This is a genomic window from Pseudomonas sp. FW305-20 (genome assembly GCF_058788075.1).
The window spans coordinates 42,400-61,266 of sequence record NZ_JBYTAJ010000030.1; the positions used below are offsets into that span (position 1 = coordinate 42,400).

Here is an 18,867-nt window from a genome sequence, read left to right on the forward strand (position 1 = left end):
TGTCACAACACGAGACTGCCATGACTATTTCCCTGTACGCCGCTTCCGTCCCGGTTTTCAAACAAATGCTCAACGCCCTGAGCGACGTCTTGAACAAGGCCGAAGCCCACGCCACTGCCAAGAACATCGACCCGAATGCTTTGCTGCAAGCCCGTCTGTACCCGGACATGTTCCCGCTGGTCCGTCAGGTGCAGATCGCCGTTGATTTCGCCAAGGGCGTTTCCGCGCGTCTGGCCGAAGTCGAACTGCCGAAATACGACGACACCGAAACCACCTTTGCCGAGCTGCAAGCGCTGATTGCCAAAGTGCTGGCCTTCATCGGCGAGATCAAACCGGAACAGATCGACGGCAAGGAAGGCATCGAAATCATCACCCGTCAGGGCACGCCGAAAGAAAAACGCTTCACCGGCCAGGCTTACCTGCTGAGCTACGGTCTGCCGCAATTCTTCTTCCACGTCACCACCACCTACGCACTGCTGCGTCACAACGGTGTGGAAGTGGGCAAGCGTGATTACATGGGCGCGTTCTAAATCGCCTTGATACACAAAAGCCCGCCAAGGTTCGCGCCTTGGCGGGCTTTTTTTTTGGTGAATCAAAAGATCTTTGTTACGCCATACGCGCGGCTTTCTCGTCTTCGCCCAGGCACGCCGCCGCGGTGAACAGCACGTCGGTGGAGGAGTTCAGCGCGGTTTCCGCCGAGTCCTGCAGCACACCGATGATGAACCCGACGGCCACCACCTGCATGGCGATTTCACTGGGGATGCCAAACAGGCTGCACGCCAGTGGAATCAACAGCAACGAGCCGCCCGCCACGCCCGAAGCGCCACAGGCACAGATCGCCGCGACGATGCTCAGCAGGATGGCGGTCGGAATGTCCACGGCAATGCCCAGCGTATGCACGGCCGCCAGGGTCAGCACGGTAATGGTGATCGCCGCGCCCGCCATGTTGATCGTTGCGCCCAGCGGGATCGAGACCGAATAGGTGTCTTCGTGCAGGCCCAGGCGCTTGCTCAATTCCAGATTGACCGGAATGTTCGCCGCCGAGCTGCGGGTAAAAAACGCAGTGATGCCGCTTTCGCGCAAGCACGTGATCACCAGTGGATACGGGTTGCGACGCAGCTTCCAGAACACGATGGCCGGGTTCATCACCAGCGCCACAAACAGCATGCAGCCCAGCAAGACCGCCAGCAGATGCACGTAACCGATCAAGGCACCAAAACCGGAAGTGGCGAGGGTCGAAGCCACCAGGCCAAAAATACCCAGCGGCGCAAAACGGATCACCAGGCGTACGATCAGGGTCACGCCGTTGGACAAGTCGCCGAGCACTTCACGAGTGGTGTCACCGGCATGGCGAATGGCAATGCCCATGCCAATCGCCCACGCCAGAATTCCGATGAAGTTGGCATTCATCAGTGCGCTGACCGGGTTGTCGACCACGCTCAACAGCAGGCTTTGCAGCACCTCGCTGATACCGCCCGGTGCGCTGACCGCAACGTCGTGAGTGGCCAACACCAGGCTCGACGGGAACAACATACTGGCGACAACGGCCACCACCGCCGCCGCAAACGTTCCCAGCAGATACAGAAACAGAATCGGCCGGATGTGGGTTTCCTGGCCGTGCTTGTGATTGGCAATCGAGGCCATGACCAGCACGAACACCAGAATCGGTGCGACAGCTTTAAGCGCCGAAACGAAGACTTTGCCGATGAATGCGGTGGACTTGGCCACCTCTGGCGCGAACAGGGCCAGGGCAATCCCGGCAATCAGGCCGATGATGATTTGTGCGACCAGGCTCAAGCGATTCAGGCGGAACCATAGCGAAGGGGATAAAGCGGTCATAAAACGGCATCTCTGATTTTATTAGGTGCGGGGTATCGCGACATCAATGCCAATCAATGGCCGATGAGCAGGGTGTACGTATCGCAGGGCGCGGACTTTATCACAGCGTGGTCCTTGTCCTTCAGACCTGTGACGATCTGCCGCCCGCGGATCAACGAGATCGGCAGGTTCGTGCAACCCTGATCGGAAACACTCTGTTAAGATTCGCCATCCTCATTTTCAAGTCATGCCAGTGGGCCTTCGGGCTATCGCTGGTGTTGTCGTTTTCTGGAGTTGTGCATGCTGTTGCCCATCCTTCTGTTGTCTGCCGCCGGTTTCACGGTACTGACCACGGAATTCGTCATCGTCGGCCTATTGCCGGCGATCGCTCGAGACCTTGAAGTCAGCATCCCCCAGGCGGGTTTGCTGGTGACCTTGTTCGCGTTTACGGTCGCCGCATTCGGGCCATTCCTGACCGCGTATTTCGCAAGGTTCGAGCGCCGAAAATTGTTCATCTCGGTGCTGATCATGTTTGGCTTGGCCAACACCCTGGCGGCGTTTGCGCCGAACATCTGGGTGATGTCCGTCGCCCGGTTGATCCCCGCGTTGGGGCTGCCGGTGTTCTGGGCGCTGGCCAGTGAAACCGCGGTGGACATTGTCGGCCCGGACTACGCCGGTCGTGCCATCGCCAAGATCGGTTTCGGGATTGTCTGCGCTACGGTGTTCGGCATTCCGGTGGGCACACTGATCTCCGATGCGTTCGGCTGGCGCAGTGCCTTCGGCATTCTGGCGGTGATCGCGTTTGCCAAGGCGCTGTTGCTGTTTATCTACCTGCCGAAAACCAATCTGCATCAGCATCAGGTGAGCTTTCGTTCGCAGTTCAGAATCCTGCGCAGCCCGCTGATGGTGGGGCATGTGCTGCTGTCGGTCCTGGTGTTCAGCGGCATGTTTACCGCCTACACCTATCTGGCGGACATTCTTGAGCGCCTGGCCGGTTTCAACGGCACGGTGGTCGGCTGGTGCCTGATGGGCTTCGGCGCGGTCGGCTTGATCGGTAACTCGCTGGGCGGCCGTGCGGTGGATCGTCATCCGTTGATCGCCTCGATGATGTTCTGCGCGTTCATGATCGCCGGCCTGGTGGCGCTGGTGCCGAACATTCATTCGCCGCTGGGTCTGGCCGCGGCGATGGGGATCTGGGGCGTGACCCAGGCGGCGTTGTTCCTGGTCAGCCATGTGCGCTTGATGAAGGCTGCACCCGAAGCGCCGGCGTTCGCGGCATCGCTGAACATTGCCGGGGCTAACCTGGGGATCGGCCTGGGCGCGATGATCGGCGGCAGGGTCATCGACGGTGTAGGCCTACAAGGTCTTGGTTTCGCGGCGGCCGCGTTTATCCTCGCCTCGATCCTCCTGGCCATCGCGCTGATGACCTTCAAGCCCCGCGAAGTCTGCGCCTGACACCTCACATCTCGGTGAACAGCTGGCGTCGGGCACCTTCGGTAATGGCGACAATGCCGGGGTGCTTGACCTTGCGTTCCACCGAAATGGCGTAGAACGACTCGGTCACCGCGTCGGTCTGGCCAATCAGTTCCACGCCGTATTGGCGTATCACTTCATCGGCAATCACGCTTGGGCCGATGAAGATCCCGCTGCCGGATTGGCCGAAAGCCTGCATCAAGGCGCTGTCATCGAACTCGCCGACGATGCGCGGCTGGATCTGCTGCTCGGCAAACCAGCGCTGCAAGCGACTGCGCACCACGGTCTCCGGTCCTGGAATCAGCAGCGGTGCGCCGTGCAGGCCGCGGGGGAAATCCTGACCGTATTGCGCCGCCAGTCCAGCAGTGGCGAAGAAGCTGATCCCGCATTCCCCGAGTTTCTGGCTGTAGCCCTTGATGTCCAGGTGCGAGGGCATCGGGCTGTCGGAAATCACCAGGTCGAGCCGCTGGATCGCCAGGTCGGCGAGCAGGCGTTCCAGTTTGTCTTCGCGACAAGTGATGCGCAGCGGCTCGCTCAATTCCATGGTCGGCGCAATCAGGCGATAGACGATGGATTTGGGCACCACATCGGCCACGCCTACCCGAAACAGAATCTGTTGCTCGTTGGGCTGGGCTCGCAGCATCAGCTCCAGTTCGCCGCCCAACTGGAACATTTGCTCGGCGTAGGGCAGGGTCTGACGACCGGCTTCGGTGAGTTCCAGCTGCCGGCCGACCCGCCGAAAAAGCTCGATGCCATAGGTTTGTTCGAGCAGGGAAATCTGCCCGCTGATGGTCTGCGGCGTCAGATTCAGCTGCTCGCAGGCGCGCACGATGCTGCCGGTCTTGGCCACCACCCAGAAGTAATGTAGCTGTCGATAGTTGAGCATGACGACCTACAGTTCGTTAAACCCGAAGTATAGCCGCTAAAAATACGAATTTTCCTGAAGTGTTTGCCTCCCTAGAATGCCCCGCTATCGACGGGTGGCCTTTTCGCCCTGTCTGTTCTATCGAGGAAAGCATCATGAAGCTTAAAACCACGGCACTGCTGATCACGTCTTTACTGGTATTGGCCGGTTGTGACCAGGCCGAAAAAAGCGCTCAGCAACTGATGGGCAAGGCTGCCGAAACCGCCAAACAAGCGATCGACGATACCCACAAAGCCGCAGAGCAAGCGATCAGCGATGCCACGGGTGGTCTGATCAGCAAGAAAGAACAATCGGCCAAGGAAACGGACAAAACCGAATCTTCGTCCCAGGAAATCTAAACCGTCTTAAACGAGTCAGGACTGACCCATGGAATACCTTTTAGAACTTGCTGCAAGCCCCACTGCCTGGGTCGCCCTGGCTACATTGATCGTGATGGAAATCGTGCTCGGCATCGATAACCTGATCTTCATTTCGATCCTGACCAACAAACTGCCCGAGCAGCACCGGCAGAAGGCGCGGCGCATTGGTATCGGCATGGCGCTGATCCTGCGACTGGCGCTGCTGAGCACCATCGCGTTCATCGTCCAGTTGACTGAGCCTGTGATCGATATCTTCGGCCAGACGTTCTCCTGGAAGGACATGATCCTGATCGCCGGCGGCCTGTTCCTGTTGTGGAAGGCGACCACCGAGATCCATCACAGCATGGACCCGGCGCCGGATGATCCAACGTCGGCCACCTCGACCGTGACCCTGGGCTTCGCTGCCGCTATCGGTCAGATCCTGATGCTGGACATGGTGTTCTCCATCGACAGCATCATTACCGCTGTCGGCATGACCGAACACTTGCCGATCATGATCATCGCGGTGGTGGTGTCGGTACTGGTGATGTTGCTGGCGGCTGACCCTCTGGCCAAGTTCATCAACGACAACCCGACAGTGGTGATGCTGGCGCTGGGCTTCCTGATCATGATCGGCATGACGCTGATCGCCGAAGGCTTCGGCGCCCATGTACCGAAAGGCTACGTGTATGCAGCCATGGCGTTCTCGGCGACGATCGAGAGTTTGAACATGATGTCACGGCGGGCGAAGCAGAAGCGTTTAGCCGCTGAAGCTTAACTCGCGTCAAACGAAACGGGCGCCTGCGCTCGAAAGAGCCCAGGCGGCCGTTTTTGTTTGGATACGTAAGGGGGGCGGTCAGTGCGCGGCAGCGTGCTGTTCAGTGGTTTTATCGGGTTTCGCCATTGGCGCCGACTGAACCGGATGATGGTGCCGACGGGTAATGCGCAGGACTCCCCATAACATGGCGGCGGCAACGGCCAGCCAGCCAGAAATCAACATCACAATGGTCATCGCCAGGCTCATCAGTGCCTCCTCTTCGCCCTGCTGCGGGCACACACTCTTTGCACATGACAGTCTAGTCGCTGCTGTGTTTCAGACTATTGACCAAAGGTCGGCTGTCACCAATCAGTTCGCTCTATCGAATGCCATCATCTGCCGCTTAAGGCTATACCGCTGCCGCGCGGCGTCCTATGATCGACGGCCAAGCCGGGAGCGCGGATGCCTGGCGTCTAAATCAAGAGAGTGATGATGGTGCGGGTATTTTCTCGAGTTCGGTCTTTAGTGCTGGTCGTTGGCTGCGTTGCCGGTCTGGCGGGTTGCGCGGGGAGTGTGGCACCGGAAATCAAGCGGCTGCCGGAGCGCGTCGAGCTCAGTGGCACGTTCTACCGTGGCGTGGCGAATCAAAGTGGGCCGCAAGTGCTGGCCAGCATGTTGTCCCAGCAAGGCATTGTGATAACGCCAGGGTTGCTCGAAAAACCGTTGCATTTGCCGGGTGCCGAAGCCCAGTTGCAGCAGAACATGCAGAACCTCGCTCGCGAGTACGGCATGGTCGTCTATCCCCTCGACAGCAATCTGCCGGCACTATTGACCCAGGTTGCGGCCGGTTACCCGGTCATGGTGCGTTTCACCGAAGGCTCGGCGTTCTGGGCTGAACCGCGTTACGCCATTCTTGCCGGGTACAACCGCCAGAAGCAGACCGTGCTGCTGCGCTCGGGCATGAACCGTCGAGAGTTGATGGGCTTCGGTTCGTTTGAAGCGGCGCTCAAGGATGCCGGTGGCTGGGCCGTGCTGATCCAGAAGCCGAATCAATTGCCGGCCAATGTCGATCAACAGCGATGGCTCAAGGCCGCGAACGACCTTGCTCAGGCAGGTCAGGAGCAGGCAGCCGCCAGGGCGAAGAAAGCGCTGAGCGCGCAATAAGTCCGTTCGTCATTTGCCGGGCACCCTTGCACTTTGCCGACTTCTAATGAAATAGGGCCCGGATTTCTCCGGGCCGGATTCAAAGGAGGCGCCCATGGCACATTCCAAGACCCCTGTCGGCCCGCATTCGTCTGAGCATTCTTCGGGTGATGAGTTGGGGTTCGATCCCGATTCACCGGACCTCGCCGATCCTCAGGTCGACCCCATCGGACCTGCCAAGGCACCCAGGGATGTGAAGCCGGGCGACAATCCCAAGGCTCCCGCGAAGCCTTACGATCCACTCGCCGATCTGAAACCCTGAGCCTGAGTGAGGTGCGTATGTCTACCGATTCGAGTTTCAACGACAAACGTCCGGACAGCGTTCCAACCACGCCTGAAAAAGACATCGACCCTGTGATGGATCCGAACGATCCATTGAGGGATCCCTTGGCGCGTCCGATGGTAGTGCCAACGGAACATCCCCACGGCACGAGAGATCCGAGTGCCGGGGATGGCATTCCGGATGACGACCAGATGCCGTTGCCCAATGATTAACGCTGGACGGAAAAAAGCCCCGAACAATCGGGGCTTACTTTTACCTGTTGTTTATTTCGACGCTTCAACCACGCTGCTCTGACGATGCTTGAGATTCTTGTCGGATTTGTACTGCAAGGCTACAGATGGCACGTTGGTGCCCCTGCCGGTTTCAACCCAGCTGCGAATACGGCTGGCATCGGCAAAGTGTGTGTACTTGCCAAAGGCGTCGAGGATGACCAGCGCAACCGGGCGATTGCCCATGCTGGTGACCAGCACCAGGCAGTGACCGGCTTCGTTGGTGAAGCCGGTTTTCGTCAGCTTGATGTCCCAGTTCGGCTTGTTGACCAAGTGGTCGGTATTACGGAAACCCAGGCTGTAGTTGGGTTTACGGAACGAGACGGTTTTTTGCTTGGTCGTACTCAGTTCAGTCAGTAGCGGGTATTTGTGCGCAGCGATCAGCAGTTTGCTCAGGTCGCGGGCTGTGGACACGTTGCGAGGGGAGAGGCCGGTGGGTTCGACGAAGTGTGTACTGGTCATGCCCAGTGCTTTTGCTTTGGCATTCATTGCGGCAATAAACGCGACGTAGCCACCTGGATAATGATGGGCCAGGCTGGCAGCCGCGCGATTTTCCGAGGACATCAGGGCAATCAGCAGCATTTCCCTGCGCGGCAATTCGCTTTTGAGTTTCACCCGGGAGAACACGCCTTTCATTTCCGGCGTGTCGCTGATGTTGATCGACAGGTATTCGTCCATGTTCTGTCTGGCTTCAACCACGATCAGCCCAGTCATCAACTTGCTGACGGAAGCGATCGGCTTAACCACGTCAGGATTACTGGCATAGATGATTTTGTTGGTCTGCAGATCCATCAGCAATGCGCTGCTGGAAGCGAGCTTCAGTGTTGACGTATCTCGCGGCGCTGAAGTGGTGTCGGCAGCGTTGACGGTTGGCGTGGTGAAAGTCCCGGTAAATGCAAAAAATAGGCTCAGGATGGAAAGACGGATTTTCACGCTGGCAGACTCGTTAGGTGTGGATAAACCGTTCTGTAACGGGTTGTTTCTTTAAAAACGACGCATTTTAGGAGTATGGCTGAAGAACTGTCGATGGTTGATCAATGAACAGGTCAAAGTCCTTGAAAACCCCTACAACCTGTAGGTTTCCGGCGAGCGGTAGTGTTTTAAATCCAGGCAAAAAGAACCCCGCCAATGGCGGGGTTCCTTTGTTCGTCGCAGCAATGAAGTTGCGAACTCAGCTGTGCAGTGTTTCGGCTGCGTACAGCGTGTTTTCCAGCAGGCAAGCGCGCGTCATCGGGCCAACGCCACCCGGGACCGGAGTGATCCAGCCAGCGCGGGGCAGGGCGGTGTCGTAGATCACGTCGCCAACCAGTTTGCCGTCTTCCTGGCGGTTGATGCCGACGTCGATCACGATTGCGCCTTCCTTGATCCACTCACCCTTTACCAGCCCCGGCTTGCCGGCAGCGACCACCACCAGATCGGCACGACCGACGTGGCCTGCCAGATCCTTGGTGAAGCGGTGGGTGACGGTCACAGTGCAGCCAGCCAGCAGCAATTCCATTGCCATCGGGCGGCCAACAATGTTGGAAGCCCCGACAACCACTGCGTCCATCCCGTAGAGATCGACACCAGTGCTTTCCAGCAGCGTCATGATCCCTTTAGGGGTGCACGGACGCAGCAGTGGAATGCGCTGGGCAAGGCGGCCGACGTTATAAGGGTGGAAACCGTCGACGTCCTTGTCTGGACGAATGCGTTCCAGCAATTTGGAGGCGTCCAGGTGTTCAGGTAAAGGCAGCTGAAGCAGAACGCCATCAATCGCCGGATCGTCGTTCAGGCGATCGATCAGATCGGTCAGTGCTTCTTGAGTGGTTTCGGAAGGCAGGTCGTAGGCTTGGGAAATGAAGCCGACCTCTTCACAGTCTTTACGCTTGTGCGAGACATAAACCTGAGAGGCGGGATCGCTGCCGACCAGGATCACCGCGAGACCGGGCGTGCGCAGACCTTGCTGGCGACGCTCGTTGACGCGTTTGGCGATCTGCTGGCGCAGGCTGGCGGCGATCGATTTGCCGTCGATTAGTTGTGCAGTCATTGCGCGTGATTAACCATCGAGAGGGGAAAAAAAGAGAACGCATTCTCGCATGTCATGAGGTGAGGGCAAAGGCGCTTGGTCTGCAAATTCCCCTAACCCCTTTAATTAAATGAATTTTTTTTAAAAAAGAGTTGACGACCTTCAGGGTCACCTATAACATTCGTCGCACTTGTCGGGCACAGCCTAGCACTGGTTAAGAAGGTCGAGCAGAGTTGATGTTTGATTCGGTGAGACTGAAAGCACTTAGTTTGTAATCGTCCAAGAATACAGATTAACAAGGCGCCCGTAGCTCAGCTGGATAGAGCATCCGCCTTCTAAGCGGATGGTCGCAGGTTCGAGTCCTGCCGGGTGCGCCATTAGGCAGCTTTGGCACAAGTAACGCAACATGGCAATATGGTGGGCGTAGCTCAGTTGGTAGAGCACGGGATTGTGACTCCCGTTGTCGAGGGTTCGATCCCCTTCGTCCACCCCATATTTAGAAAGGCGCCAGATTAACAGTCTGGCGCCTTTGCTTTAAAAGCTTGATGCGGATGTGGTGGAATTGGTAGACACACTGGATTTAGGTTCCAGCGCCGCAAGGTGTGAGAGTTCGAGTCTCTCCGTCCGCACCATTTACAAGTAGCTATTTAATAGCAGAAAACGGCGCAGCACCTGAAAAGGGCTGCGCCGTTTTTGTTTCAGAAGTCTGAATTTTCAAAGCGGCCGCAAGTTCTGGGTCGAGAGGGCGGCTAGGATCGTCGAATTTATGTTTCTCGATGATGCTGTTTCGCCCGTTGGTCCCCTTGTGGGGTCGACTGTCAGGGATGGATTGCCGATGCCTTCTATATATAGAAGGATTGGTGCAGAGCCCTGGCATGATTGGCTGTGTTTGCTAACAGGGCGCGGCACAACCGTTTGTCCCCGCCTATAAATTGCCTGCTGCTTTTTTACCCGTTTTCAGTAGGGTGACTTCTTGAGTTTGACCCACTAGAATGCATGCCCTTGATTCTGGGGTCGGAAACGGCCGGCTAACGTCTGTGCAACGAGGAATATCCATGCAAGTTTCTGTTGAAAATACTTCTGCTCTTGAGCGCCGCATGAGCATCACCGTGCCGGCTGAGCGCATCGAGAGCCAGGTCAACAAGCGTCTGCAGCAGACCGCCCAAAAGGCCAAGATTGCTGGCTTCCGTCCAGGCAAAGTGCCAATGAGCGAAATCAAGCGCCGTTTTGGTGCTGATGCGCGTCAGGAAGCGGTCGGTGACGTGATCCAGTCCTCTTTCTACGAAGCTGTCGTTGAGCAGAAGCTGAACCCGGCTGGCGCTCCTTCGATCGAGCCGAAATCGCTGGAAGCTGGCAAAGACCTGGAATACGTCGCGATTTTCGAAGTGTTCCCTGAGTTCACCGTTGCCGGTTTCGAAGGTATCGCGGTTGAGCGCCTGAGCGCTGACGTGGCTGATGCCGATCTGGACAAAATGCTGGAAGTGCTGCGCAAGCAGAACACTCGTTTCGAAGTGGCCGATCGCGCTGCTCAAACCGAAGACCAGTTGAACATCGATTTCGTTGGCAAGGTCGATGGTGAAGTGTTCGCTGGCGGTTCCGCCAAAGGTACTCAGCTGGTTCTGGGTTCCGGCCGCATGATTCCTGGTTTTGAAGACGGTCTGGTTGGTGCTAAAGCCGGCGAAGAGCGCGTTCTGAACCTGACTTTCCCAGAGGACTATCAGAACCTCGACCTGGCAGGCAAAACCGCTGAGTTCACCGTAACCGTGAACACTGTTTCCGAGCCAAAGCTGCCAGAACTGAACGAAGAATTCTTCGCTCAATTCGGCATCAAGGAAACGGGTCTGGAAGGCTTCCGCACTGAAGTTCGCAAGAACATGGAGCGTGAACTGCGCCAGGCGATCAAATCCAAGGTCAAGAATCAGGTAATGGACGGTCTGCTGGCCACCAACCCGATCGAAGTGCCGAAGGCTCTGCTGTCCAACGAAGTTGACCGTCTGCGCGTGCAGGCTGTTCAGCAGTTCGGTGGCAACATCAAGCCTGAGCAACTGCCAGCCGAGCTGTTCGAAGAACAAGCCAAGCGTCGCGTCGTGCTGGGTCTGATCGTGGCTGAAGTGGTCAAGCAATTCGACCTCAAGCCTGACGAAGCCCGCGTTCGTGAAATGATTCAGGAAATGGCTTCGGCTTACCAGGAGCCTGAGCAGGTTGTGTCCTGGTACTACAAGAACGACCAGCAACTGAACGAAGTTCGTTCGGTTGTGCTGGAAGAGCAAGTTGTGGATACTGTTCTGCAGAAAGCTAGCGTGACCGACAAATCGGTCTCTTACGAAGAAGCAGTCAAGCCGGTAGAAGCTCCACAAGCCGACTGATCGTTTTTGCGGTAAGAAGCACACACCATAAGCCAGCCTTCGTGCTGGCTTATGCGTATTCAAGACATAACTATTTGGGAGTGACTGCAGAGCATGTTCCGTAATTCGTATATTCAGCAGAACTCTGATATCCAGGCCGCAGGCGGCCTGGTCCCGATGGTTGTCGAGCAGTCAGCTCGTGGCGAGCGCGCCTATGACATCTATTCGCGCCTTCTCAAGGAGCGAGTGATCTTTCTGGTTGGTCCGGTAGAGGACTACATGGCCAACCTGATCTGTGCGCAATTGCTGTTCCTTGAAGCGGAAAACCCGGACAAGGACATCCATCTCTATATCAACTCCCCGGGCGGTTCGGTAACGGCGGGCATGTCGATTTATGACACCATGCAGTTCATCAAGCCAAACGTGTCGACCACCTGTATCGGTCAAGCGTGCAGCATGGGCGCGTTCCTGCTGACCGCCGGTGCCCAGGGCAAGCGTTATTGCCTGCCGAACTCGCGTGTGATGATTCACCAGCCACTGGGCGGTTTCCAGGGCCAGGCTTCGGATATCGAAATCCATGCCAAGGAAATCCTCTTCATTCGTGAGCGTCTCAACACGCTGATGGCCAAGCATAGCGGGCGCACTCTTGAAGAAATCGAGCGCGATACCAACCGCGATAATTTCATGAGTGCAGAAGCCGCGCGTGAATACGGGTTGATCGATGAAGTGATCAATCAGCGCCCCGCTTAAAATAAGCAGCTCAAAATAGGGTTGGTCGGCGCGTCCGATCACCAGCGGGCTTGAAAAAGCCCGCAATAGCCTTCATCTTGTGTTGCAAGCCTATCGGATTTGGATCGAACGAATGACTGACACCCGCAACGGCGAGGACAACGGCAAGCTGCTCTATTGCTCCTTCTGTGGCAAAAGCCAGCATGAAGTGCGCAAATTGATTGCCGGCCCCTCGGTCTTTATCTGCGACGAGTGCGTCGACCTGTGCAATGACATCATCCGTGAGGAGGTGCAGGAAGCCCAGGCCGAAAGCAGCGCGCATAAATTGCCTTCGCCTAAAGAAATCAGCGGCATCCTTGATCAGTACGTAATTGGTCAGGAGCGTGCGAAAAAGGTTTTGGCCGTAGCGGTGTACAACCACTACAAGCGCCTGAACCAGCGTGACAAAAAGAATGACGATGTCGAACTCGGCAAGAGCAACATCTTGCTGATCGGCCCGACAGGCTCGGGTAAAACCCTGCTTGCTGAAACACTGGCTCGCTTGCTGAACGTTCCGTTCACCATCGCCGACGCAACCACCCTCACCGAGGCAGGTTACGTGGGTGAAGATGTCGAAAACATCATTCAGAAGCTCCTGCAGAAGTGCGATTACGATGTAGAAAAGGCCCAAATGGGTATTGTCTACATCGATGAGATCGACAAGATCTCGCGCAAGTCTGACAACCCGTCGATCACCCGGGACGTTTCCGGTGAAGGCGTGCAGCAGGCCCTGCTCAAGTTGATCGAAGGCACGGTCGCTTCCGTCCCGCCTCAAGGTGGTCGCAAGCATCCGCAACAGGAATTCCTTCAGGTCGACACCCGTAACATCCTGTTCATCTGCGGTGGTGCGTTCTCCGGTCTGGAAAAGGTTATTCAAAACCGTTCCACCAAGGGCGGTATCGGTTTCAACGCGGAAGTGCGCAGCAAGGAAGAAGGCAAGAAAGTCGGTGAGTCCCTGCGTGAAGTCGAGCCTGACGATCTGGTCAAGTTCGGTCTGATCCCGGAGTTCGTCGGTCGTCTGCCGGTACTTGCCACGCTGGACGAGCTTGATGAGGCTGCGTTGATGCAGATTCTCACCGAGCCAAAAAATGCCCTGACCAAACAGTATGCCAAGCTGTTCGAGATGGAAGGTGTGGATCTGGAATTCCGGGCCGACGCTCTGAAATCGGTCGCCAAACGTGCCCTGGAACGTAAAACCGGTGCCCGTGGACTGCGTTCGATTCTCGAAGGTGTATTGCTCGACACTATGTATGAAATCCCCTCGCAGTCCGAGGTGAGTAAAGTAGTGATCGACGAAAGCGTTATAGAAGGCAAGTCCAAGCCACTGTATATCTACGAAAACAGTGAGCCGGCTGCCAAGGCAGCGCCAGACGCCTAAGCGTCCAGCTGCTGTAATAAAGAAGGGGCCTTCGGGCCCCTTTGCTTTTAGCGCGTTTTAACACCTTCTTTAAGCTTGTTTTTTTTGAAGGTAGCCCCCATCTTGGTTTCAAGCTCACTTCCATCTGTTTACGGCCTTATGGCCGCCGTAGAGGCGAAATCATGAAGACAACCATCGAATTGCCTCTCCTGCCATTGCGTGATGTTGTGGTTTATCCGCACATGGTTATCCCGCTGTTCGTGGGGCGTGAGAAATCCATCGAAGCCCTCGAGGCAGCGATGACGGGCGACAAGCAGATCCTTCTGCTGGCTCAGAGAAACCCTGCTGACGACGATCCCGGTGAAGAAGCACTTTATCGTGTAGGTACCATTGCTACCGTTCTGCAGCTGCTCAAGCTGCCTGACGGCACGGTCAAGGTTTTGGTTGAAGGTGAGCAGCGGGGCGCCGTTGAGCGCTTCAGCGAAGTGGACGGCCACTGCCGTGCCGAAGTCTCATTGATCGACGAAGTCGACGCGCCAGAGCGCGAGTCGGAAGTGTTCGTACGCAGCCTGCTGGCTCAGTTCGAACAATATGTGCAGTTGGGCAAGAAAGTCCCCGCTGAAGTCCTGTCGTCTCTAAACAGCATTGACGAACCAGGCCGCCTGGTCGACACCATGGCCGCACACATGGCCCTGAAGATCGAGCAGAAGCAGGAAATCCTCGAAATCATTGATTTGTCGGCCCGGGTCGAGCACGTTCTGGCGTTGCTGGATGCCGAGATCGACCTGCTGCAAGTCGAAAAACGCATTCGTGGTCGCGTCAAAAAACAAATGGAGCGCAGCCAGCGCGAGTACTACCTGAATGAGCAGATGAAGGCCATTCAGAAAGAGCTCGGCGACAGCGACGAAGGCCACAACGAAATCGAAGAGCTGAAAAAGCGCATCGATGCCGCCGGTTTGCCGAAAGACGCCTTGGCCAAAGCCCAGGGTGAACTGAACAAGTTAAAACAAATGTCGCCAATGTCTGCGGAAGCGACCGTGGTGCGCTCGTATATCGACTGGCTGGTTCAGGTGCCATGGAAGGCGCAGAGCAAAGTGCGCCTGGACCTGGCGCGCGCCGAAGACATTCTCGATGCAGACCACTATGGTCTGGAAGAAGTCAAAGAGCGGATCCTCGAATATCTCGCCGTGCAAAAACGAGTGAAGAAAATTCGTGGTCCGGTGTTGTGCCTGGTCGGTCCTCCCGGGGTGGGTAAAACCTCTCTGGCGGAGTCGATTGCTCACGCCACCAACCGCAAATTCGTGCGCATGGCCCTCGGTGGCGTGCGTGATGAAGCGGAAATTCGTGGTCATCGCCGTACCTATATCGGTTCGATGCCAGGAAGATTGATTCAAAAGATGACAAAAGTGGGCGTCCGCAACCCGCTGTTCCTGCTCGATGAAATCGACAAAATGGGCAGCGACATGCGTGGCGATCCGGCATCGGCGTTGCTGGAAGTGCTCGATCCTGAGCAGAACCACAACTTCAACGATCACTATCTGGAAGTCGACTACGACCTGTCCGATGTGATGTTCCTTTGCACCTCGAACTCCATGAATATTCCACCCGCCTTGCTGGACCGGATGGAAGTGATTCGTCTGCCGGGTTACACCGAAGACGAAAAGATCAACATTGCCGTCAAGTACCTCTCGCCAAAGCAGATTGCTGCCAACGGCTTGAAGAAAGGCGAGCTGGAATTCGACGCTGAAGCGATCCGCGACATCATCCGTTACTACACCCGCGAAGCCGGTGTACGTGGTCTGGAGCGCCAGATTGCCAAGGTTTGCCGCAAGGCGGTCAAAGAGCACGCGATGGAAAAACGCTTCTCGGTGAAGGTCACTGCCGAGATGCTCGAACACTTCCTGGGCGTGCGCAAATTCCGCTACGGTCTGGCCGAATCTCAGGATCAGATCGGTCAGGTAACCGGGTTGGCATGGACTCAAGTGGGCGGCGAATTGCTGACCATCGAAGCCGCTGTCGTGCCGGGTAAAGGCCAGTTGATCAAGACCGGTTCCCTGGGTGACGTCATGGTCGAATCGATCACTGCGGCCCTGACCGTTGTTCGCAGTCGTGCGAAGAGCCTGGGGATTCCCCTGGACTTCCACGAGAAGCGCGACACGCACATCCACATGCCGGAAGGGGCAACCCCGAAGGACGGCCCTAGCGCCGGTGTGGGCATGTGCACGGCTCTGGTGTCGGCATTGACCGGGATTCCTGTGCGCGCGGACGTCGCCATGACTGGCGAAATTACGCTACGTGGCCAGGTGCTGGCGATTGGTGGTTTGAAAGAAAAACTGCTCGCAGCTCACCGTGGAGGAATCAAGACGGTGATCATTCCTGAAGAGAACGTACGCGATCTGAAGGAAATTCCTGACAACATCAAGCAAGATCTGCAGATTAAACCGGTTAAATGGATTGACGAGGTCCTGCAAATTGCGCTGCAATACGCGCCGGAGCCCTTGCCAGATGTAGCTCCAGAGATAGTTGCAAAGGATGAAAAACGCGAGTCTGACTCTAAGGAAAGAATTAGCACGCATTAGTACGCATTTGCCTGGGTGGCTTGTTGACAGCTTTTTAGAGCCCTTGTTATAAAGCGGCTCTTAAGTGTCTGTAGGCCATTCAGCACTCGTTTTTGCTTTCACCAAAAAACTTAGAATCATACTCAAATAGATATAAGGGGACTTAGAGTGAACAAGTCGGAACTGATTGATGCTATCGCTGCATCCGCTGATATCCCGAAAGCTGCTGCTGGCCGTGCGCTGGACGCTGTAATCGAATCCGTCACTGGCGCTCTCAAGGCTGGCGACTCTGTTGTTCTGGTTGGTTTCGGTACTTTCTCCGTAACCGATCGTCCAGCTCGCATTGGTCGTAACCCACAGACCGGTAAGACGCTGGAAATCGCAGCAGCCAAAAAACCAGGTTTCAAAGCCGGTAAAGCACTGAAAGAAGCTGTCAACTAAGTTCGATTCAGGTTTTTGCCTATCCGGGTCGGGGTCATGCCTGACCTGGCAGCGGAGCGGTAGTCCAGTCGGCGAGTCGCCGATCCGAGACGCCGAGGCTCGCACGTTCGAGTCATCGGTCCGCTCCGCCAGTTACGAGAAGGCGCATCCTCGGATGCGCCTTTCTTCTATCCGGATTCTACCCACGCTCCACGGTTGCCTAATTTTGAAGTTCAACCGTTTCTGGGGGACGCATGCTGCAGAATATCAGGGACAATTCACAAGGCTGGATTGCCAAGACCATTATCGGGATCATCGTTGTACTGATGGCTTTCACCGGTATCGAGGCCATTTTTCAGGCGACGACCAACAGCCAGGATGCGGCCAAGGTCAATGGTGAAGAAATCAGCCAGAACGAGCTGAGCCAGGCGGTCGATATGCAACGCCGTCAGCTCATGCAACAGCTGGGCAAGGATTTCGATGCTTCCTTGCTCGACGAAAAAATGCTGCGCGAATCGGCCCTCAAAGGCCTGATCGATCGCAAGCTGCTGCTGCAAGGCGCAGAAAACTCGAAGTTCGCTTTTTCCGAAACTGCTTTGGACCAGGTGATCCTGCAAACGCCTGAATTCCAGGTTGATGGCAAGTTCAGCCCAGAGCGTTTCGACCAGGTTATTCGCCAACTCGGCTACAGCCGCATGCAGTTCCGCCAGATGCTGGCTCAGGAAATGCTGATCGGTCAGTTGCGCGCGGGCCTGGCAGGCAGTGGTTTCGTTACCGACGCACAGGTTCTGGCATTCGCCCGTCTGGAAAAACAGACCCGCGATTTCGCTTCGCTGAACGTCAAGGCTGACCCGGCGGCGGTGAAGCTGACCGACGATGAAGTCAAAGCCTATTACGACGAACACGCCAAGGAATTCATGACGCCGGATCAGGTGGTCATTGATTACGTGGAGTTGAAGAAGGCTTCCTTCTTTGATCAGGTCAGCGTCAAGGACGAAGACTTGCAAGCGGCGTATCAGAAAGAAATCGCGAACCTGTCGGAACAACGTCGGGCCGCGCACATTCTGATCGAAGTGAACGACAAGGTGACCGAAGCGCAAGCCAAGGCCAAGATCGAAGAGATCCAGGCACGTCTGGCAAAAGGCGAGAAGTTCGAAGCCCTGGCCAAGGAGTTCTCCCAGGATCCTGGTTCGGCGAGCAACGGCGGTGACCTTGGCTATGCCGGTCCTGGCGTCTACGATCCAGCCTTTGAAACAGCGCTGTATGCGCTGGCCAAGGATCAGGTTTCGGCGCCGATCCGTACTGACTTCGGTTTCCACCTGATCAAGCTGTTGGGCGTGGAGGCACCTGAAGTGCCGACGTTCGCCAGCCTGAAAGACAAGCTGACCCGTGAGCTGAAAACCCAGCAGGTCGAGCAGCGTTTCGTCGAGGCGACCAAGCAACTCGAAGACTCGTCGTTCGAAGCCTCCGATCTGGCTCAGCCGGCGCAGGACCTGAAGCTCACTGTGCATACGTCCAAACCGTTCGGCCGTGAAGGTGGCGAAGGTGTTGCGGCCAACCGTGCCGTGATCACTGCAGCGTTCAGTCCTGAAGTGTTGGATGAGGGTGCCAACAGCACCGCCATCGAGCTCGATCCGGAAACCGTGATCGTGCTGCGCGCCAAGGAGCACCTGAAGCCTGCGCAACTGCCGCTGGAAAGCGTCGCTGCCAGTATTCGCGTGCAACTGACCAAGGAGCACGCCAGTGCTGCCGCCAAGACCAAGGCTGAAGAGCTGATTGTCAGCCTGCGCGAAGGCAAGACTCCGCTGGACAAGGCGATCGACGGTCAGAGCTGGAAAGTGACCCAGGCCGCTACTCGTGGCCAGGAAGGGGTTGACCCAACCGTGCTGCAGGCACTGTTCCGCATGCCGAAGCCCGTCGCCAAGGACAAGCCGACCTTCAGCAACGTGACTCTGGCTGATGGCAGCCTGGTGATTGTGCGTCTGGACGGCGTGAACGAAGCGGCTGCGCCGACCGAAGAAGAGAAGGCTCAATACCGTCGCTTCCTCGCTTCGCGCATTGGCCAGCAAGACTTTGCGGCCTACCGCAAACTTCTGGAAAGCCAGGCTGAGATCAAACGCTTCTGATGCCTGACTGAGTTTTGCGCTACACAAAGACCCCGGCCGAAAGGCTGGGGTTTTTTATGGGTGAAACGAAAGCAGCACGGGTTATCCGTCGCCTGAATAATTTACCGTGCGACTTTTTGCTGTAAATGACAGTCAGTAGACTTGTAACTGTTTTAAGACACTAATCGATACTCCGCTAAGCATCGATCTGTTGCACAATACGCCCCGGACCGTTTTCCTCAG

At 56.5% G+C, this 18,867-nt stretch carries 17 protein-coding genes, 3 tRNA genes and 1 pseudogene; 16 read left to right on the forward strand and 5 right to left on the reverse strand.

What is annotated here, in order from left to right; all coding sequences use genetic code 11:
• Positions 1-20: 20 nt before the first annotated feature.
• On the forward strand, positions 21-530 hold the full coding sequence (locus AC3WP4_RS22220) for a DUF1993 domain-containing protein (RefSeq protein WP_074878472.1): 510 nt from the start codon (positions 21-23) through the stop codon (positions 528-530).
• A 76-nt stretch (positions 531-606) separates the two neighbouring features.
• On the opposite strand, the gene sstT is transcribed toward AC3WP4_RS22220, so the two are convergent.
• Positions 607-1,839, reverse strand: a complete 1,233-nt coding sequence (sstT, locus tag AC3WP4_RS22225) for a serine/threonine transporter SstT (protein ID WP_074878470.1) — start codon at positions 1,837-1,839, stop codon at positions 607-609.
• A gap of 279 nt (positions 1,840-2,118) precedes the next feature.
• On the opposite strand from sstT, the gene AC3WP4_RS22230 reads away from it, so the two are divergent.
• A complete protein-coding gene (locus AC3WP4_RS22230; protein WP_074878468.1) occupies positions 2,119-3,273 on the forward strand; it encodes an MFS transporter in 1,155 nt (384 codons plus the stop codon).
• 4 nt (positions 3,274-3,277) lie between these two features.
• Here the strand turns inward: AC3WP4_RS22230 and nhaR are convergent, their stop codons facing one another.
• Positions 3,278-4,177 carry a transcriptional activator NhaR gene (gene nhaR, locus AC3WP4_RS22235; protein ID WP_074878467.1) on the reverse strand — a complete coding sequence of 300 codons (900 nt, stop codon included), beginning with the start codon at positions 4,175-4,177 and terminating at the stop codon, positions 3,278-3,280.
• Positions 4,178-4,311: 134 nt separating this feature from the next.
• Between nhaR and AC3WP4_RS22240 the strand changes: the two genes are divergently transcribed.
• Both AC3WP4_RS22240 and AC3WP4_RS22245 read left to right on the forward strand, forming a co-directional pair.
• Complete coding sequence (locus tag AC3WP4_RS22240; protein ID WP_074878465.1) at positions 4,312-4,554, forward strand: hypothetical protein; 243 nt, start codon at positions 4,312-4,314, stop codon at positions 4,552-4,554.
• 28 nt (positions 4,555-4,582) lie between these two features.
• Positions 4,583-5,332 (forward strand): TerC family protein, encoded by a 750-nt coding sequence (locus tag AC3WP4_RS22245; RefSeq protein WP_074878463.1) that lies wholly within the window; start codon positions 4,583-4,585, stop codon positions 5,330-5,332.
• Positions 5,333-5,410: 78 nt separating this feature from the next.
• On the opposite strand, the gene AC3WP4_RS22250 is transcribed toward AC3WP4_RS22245, so the two are convergent.
• The gene (locus AC3WP4_RS22250) at positions 5,411-5,578 is read right to left on the reverse strand and encodes a hypothetical protein (protein WP_162842864.1); all 168 of its coding nucleotides are present in this window, start codon (positions 5,576-5,578) and stop codon (positions 5,411-5,413) included.
• 167 nt (positions 5,579-5,745) lie between these two features.
• Here AC3WP4_RS22250 and AC3WP4_RS22255 point away from each other — a divergent pair.
• From AC3WP4_RS22255 to AC3WP4_RS22265, 3 genes and pseudogenes are all read left to right on the forward strand, one after another.
• Positions 5,746-6,475 (forward strand): annotated as a pseudogene (locus tag AC3WP4_RS22255) (peptidase C39 family protein).
• Between the two features lie 94 nt (positions 6,476-6,569).
• Complete coding sequence (locus AC3WP4_RS22260; protein ID WP_074878458.1) at positions 6,570-6,776, forward strand: DUF6021 family protein; 207 nt, start codon at positions 6,570-6,572, stop codon at positions 6,774-6,776.
• 17 nt (positions 6,777-6,793) lie between these two features.
• Positions 6,794-7,009: a hypothetical protein gene (locus AC3WP4_RS22265; RefSeq protein ID WP_074878456.1), complete on the forward strand. Its 216-nt coding sequence runs from the start codon at positions 6,794-6,796 to the stop codon at positions 7,007-7,009.
• Between the two features lie 51 nt (positions 7,010-7,060).
• On the opposite strand, the gene pbpG is transcribed toward AC3WP4_RS22265, so the two are convergent.
• A complete protein-coding gene (gene pbpG, locus AC3WP4_RS22270; RefSeq protein ID WP_074878453.1) occupies positions 7,061-7,999 on the reverse strand; it encodes a D-alanyl-D-alanine endopeptidase in 939 nt (312 codons plus the stop codon).
• Positions 8,000-8,237: 238 nt separating this feature from the next.
• Positions 8,238-9,092 (reverse strand): bifunctional methylenetetrahydrofolate dehydrogenase/methenyltetrahydrofolate cyclohydrolase FolD, encoded by an 855-nt coding sequence (gene folD / locus AC3WP4_RS22275; RefSeq protein ID WP_008148421.1) that lies wholly within the window; start codon positions 9,090-9,092, stop codon positions 8,238-8,240.
• Between the two features lie 279 nt (positions 9,093-9,371).
• Between folD and AC3WP4_RS22280 the strand changes: the two genes are divergently transcribed.
• The 9 genes from AC3WP4_RS22280 (at position 9,372) to AC3WP4_RS22320 (ending at position 18,645) form a co-directional block, all read left to right on the forward strand.
• A tRNA-Arg gene (locus AC3WP4_RS22280) sits at positions 9,372-9,448 on the forward strand.
• Between the two features lie 40 nt (positions 9,449-9,488).
• Positions 9,489-9,564: transfer RNA gene (locus AC3WP4_RS22285), tRNA-His, on the forward strand.
• Between the two features lie 54 nt (positions 9,565-9,618).
• A tRNA-Leu gene (locus tag AC3WP4_RS22290) sits at positions 9,619-9,703 on the forward strand.
• Between the two features lie 423 nt (positions 9,704-10,126).
• A complete protein-coding gene (gene tig, locus AC3WP4_RS22295; RefSeq protein ID WP_074878450.1) occupies positions 10,127-11,437 on the forward strand; it encodes a trigger factor in 1,311 nt (436 codons plus the stop codon).
• Positions 11,438-11,530: 93 nt separating this feature from the next.
• Positions 11,531-12,166 (forward strand): ATP-dependent Clp endopeptidase proteolytic subunit ClpP, encoded by a 636-nt coding sequence (gene clpP / locus AC3WP4_RS22300; RefSeq protein WP_007901795.1) that lies wholly within the window; start codon positions 11,531-11,533, stop codon positions 12,164-12,166.
• A 112-nt stretch (positions 12,167-12,278) separates the two neighbouring features.
• Positions 12,279-13,562, forward strand: a complete 1,284-nt coding sequence (gene clpX / locus AC3WP4_RS22305; protein ID WP_007946893.1) for an ATP-dependent Clp protease ATP-binding subunit ClpX — start codon at positions 12,279-12,281, stop codon at positions 13,560-13,562.
• A 161-nt stretch (positions 13,563-13,723) separates the two neighbouring features.
• Complete coding sequence (lon, locus tag AC3WP4_RS22310) at positions 13,724-16,120, forward strand: endopeptidase La (RefSeq protein WP_074878448.1); 2,397 nt, start codon at positions 13,724-13,726, stop codon at positions 16,118-16,120.
• 147 nt (positions 16,121-16,267) lie between these two features.
• Positions 16,268-16,540, forward strand: coding sequence for an HU family DNA-binding protein (locus AC3WP4_RS22315; protein ID WP_002552737.1), 273 nt, complete (start codon positions 16,268-16,270; stop codon positions 16,538-16,540).
• Between the two features lie 233 nt (positions 16,541-16,773).
• A complete protein-coding gene (locus tag AC3WP4_RS22320) occupies positions 16,774-18,645 on the forward strand; it encodes a SurA N-terminal domain-containing protein (protein ID WP_102616496.1) in 1,872 nt (623 codons plus the stop codon).
• Positions 18,646-18,867 lie beyond the last annotated feature (222 nt).

Bases quoted from the DNA above. Each gene is read 5' to 3' on its own strand.
- AC3WP4_RS22220 (WP_074878472.1), top strand. From the start codon at position 21: ATGACTATTTCCCTGTACGCCGCTTCCGTCCCGGTTTTCAAACAAATG.
- sstT (WP_074878470.1), bottom strand. From the start codon at position 1,839: ATGACCGCTTTATCCCCTTCGCTATGGTTCCGCCTGAATCGCTTGAGC.
- AC3WP4_RS22230 (WP_074878468.1), top strand. From the start codon at position 2,119: ATGCTGTTGCCCATCCTTCTGTTGTCTGCCGCCGGTTTCACGGTACTG.
- nhaR (WP_074878467.1), bottom strand. From the start codon at position 4,177: ATGCTCAACTATCGACAGCTACATTACTTCTGGGTGGTGGCCAAGACC.
- AC3WP4_RS22240 (WP_074878465.1), top strand. From the start codon at position 4,312: ATGAAGCTTAAAACCACGGCACTGCTGATCACGTCTTTACTGGTATTG.
- AC3WP4_RS22245 (WP_074878463.1), top strand. From the start codon at position 4,583: ATGGAATACCTTTTAGAACTTGCTGCAAGCCCCACTGCCTGGGTCGCC.
- AC3WP4_RS22250 (WP_162842864.1), bottom strand. From the start codon at position 5,578: ATGAGCCTGGCGATGACCATTGTGATGTTGATTTCTGGCTGGCTGGCC.
- AC3WP4_RS22260 (WP_074878458.1), top strand. From the start codon at position 6,570: ATGGCACATTCCAAGACCCCTGTCGGCCCGCATTCGTCTGAGCATTCT.
- AC3WP4_RS22265 (WP_074878456.1), top strand. From the start codon at position 6,794: ATGTCTACCGATTCGAGTTTCAACGACAAACGTCCGGACAGCGTTCCA.
- folD (WP_008148421.1), bottom strand. From the start codon at position 9,092: ATGACTGCACAACTAATCGACGGCAAATCGATCGCCGCCAGCCTGCGC.
- tig (WP_074878450.1), top strand. From the start codon at position 10,127: ATGCAAGTTTCTGTTGAAAATACTTCTGCTCTTGAGCGCCGCATGAGC.
- clpP (WP_007901795.1), top strand. From the start codon at position 11,531: ATGTTCCGTAATTCGTATATTCAGCAGAACTCTGATATCCAGGCCGCA.
- clpX (WP_007946893.1), top strand. From the start codon at position 12,279: ATGACTGACACCCGCAACGGCGAGGACAACGGCAAGCTGCTCTATTGC.
- lon (WP_074878448.1), top strand. From the start codon at position 13,724: ATGAAGACAACCATCGAATTGCCTCTCCTGCCATTGCGTGATGTTGTG.
- AC3WP4_RS22320 (WP_102616496.1), top strand. From the start codon at position 16,774: ATGCTGCAGAATATCAGGGACAATTCACAAGGCTGGATTGCCAAGACC.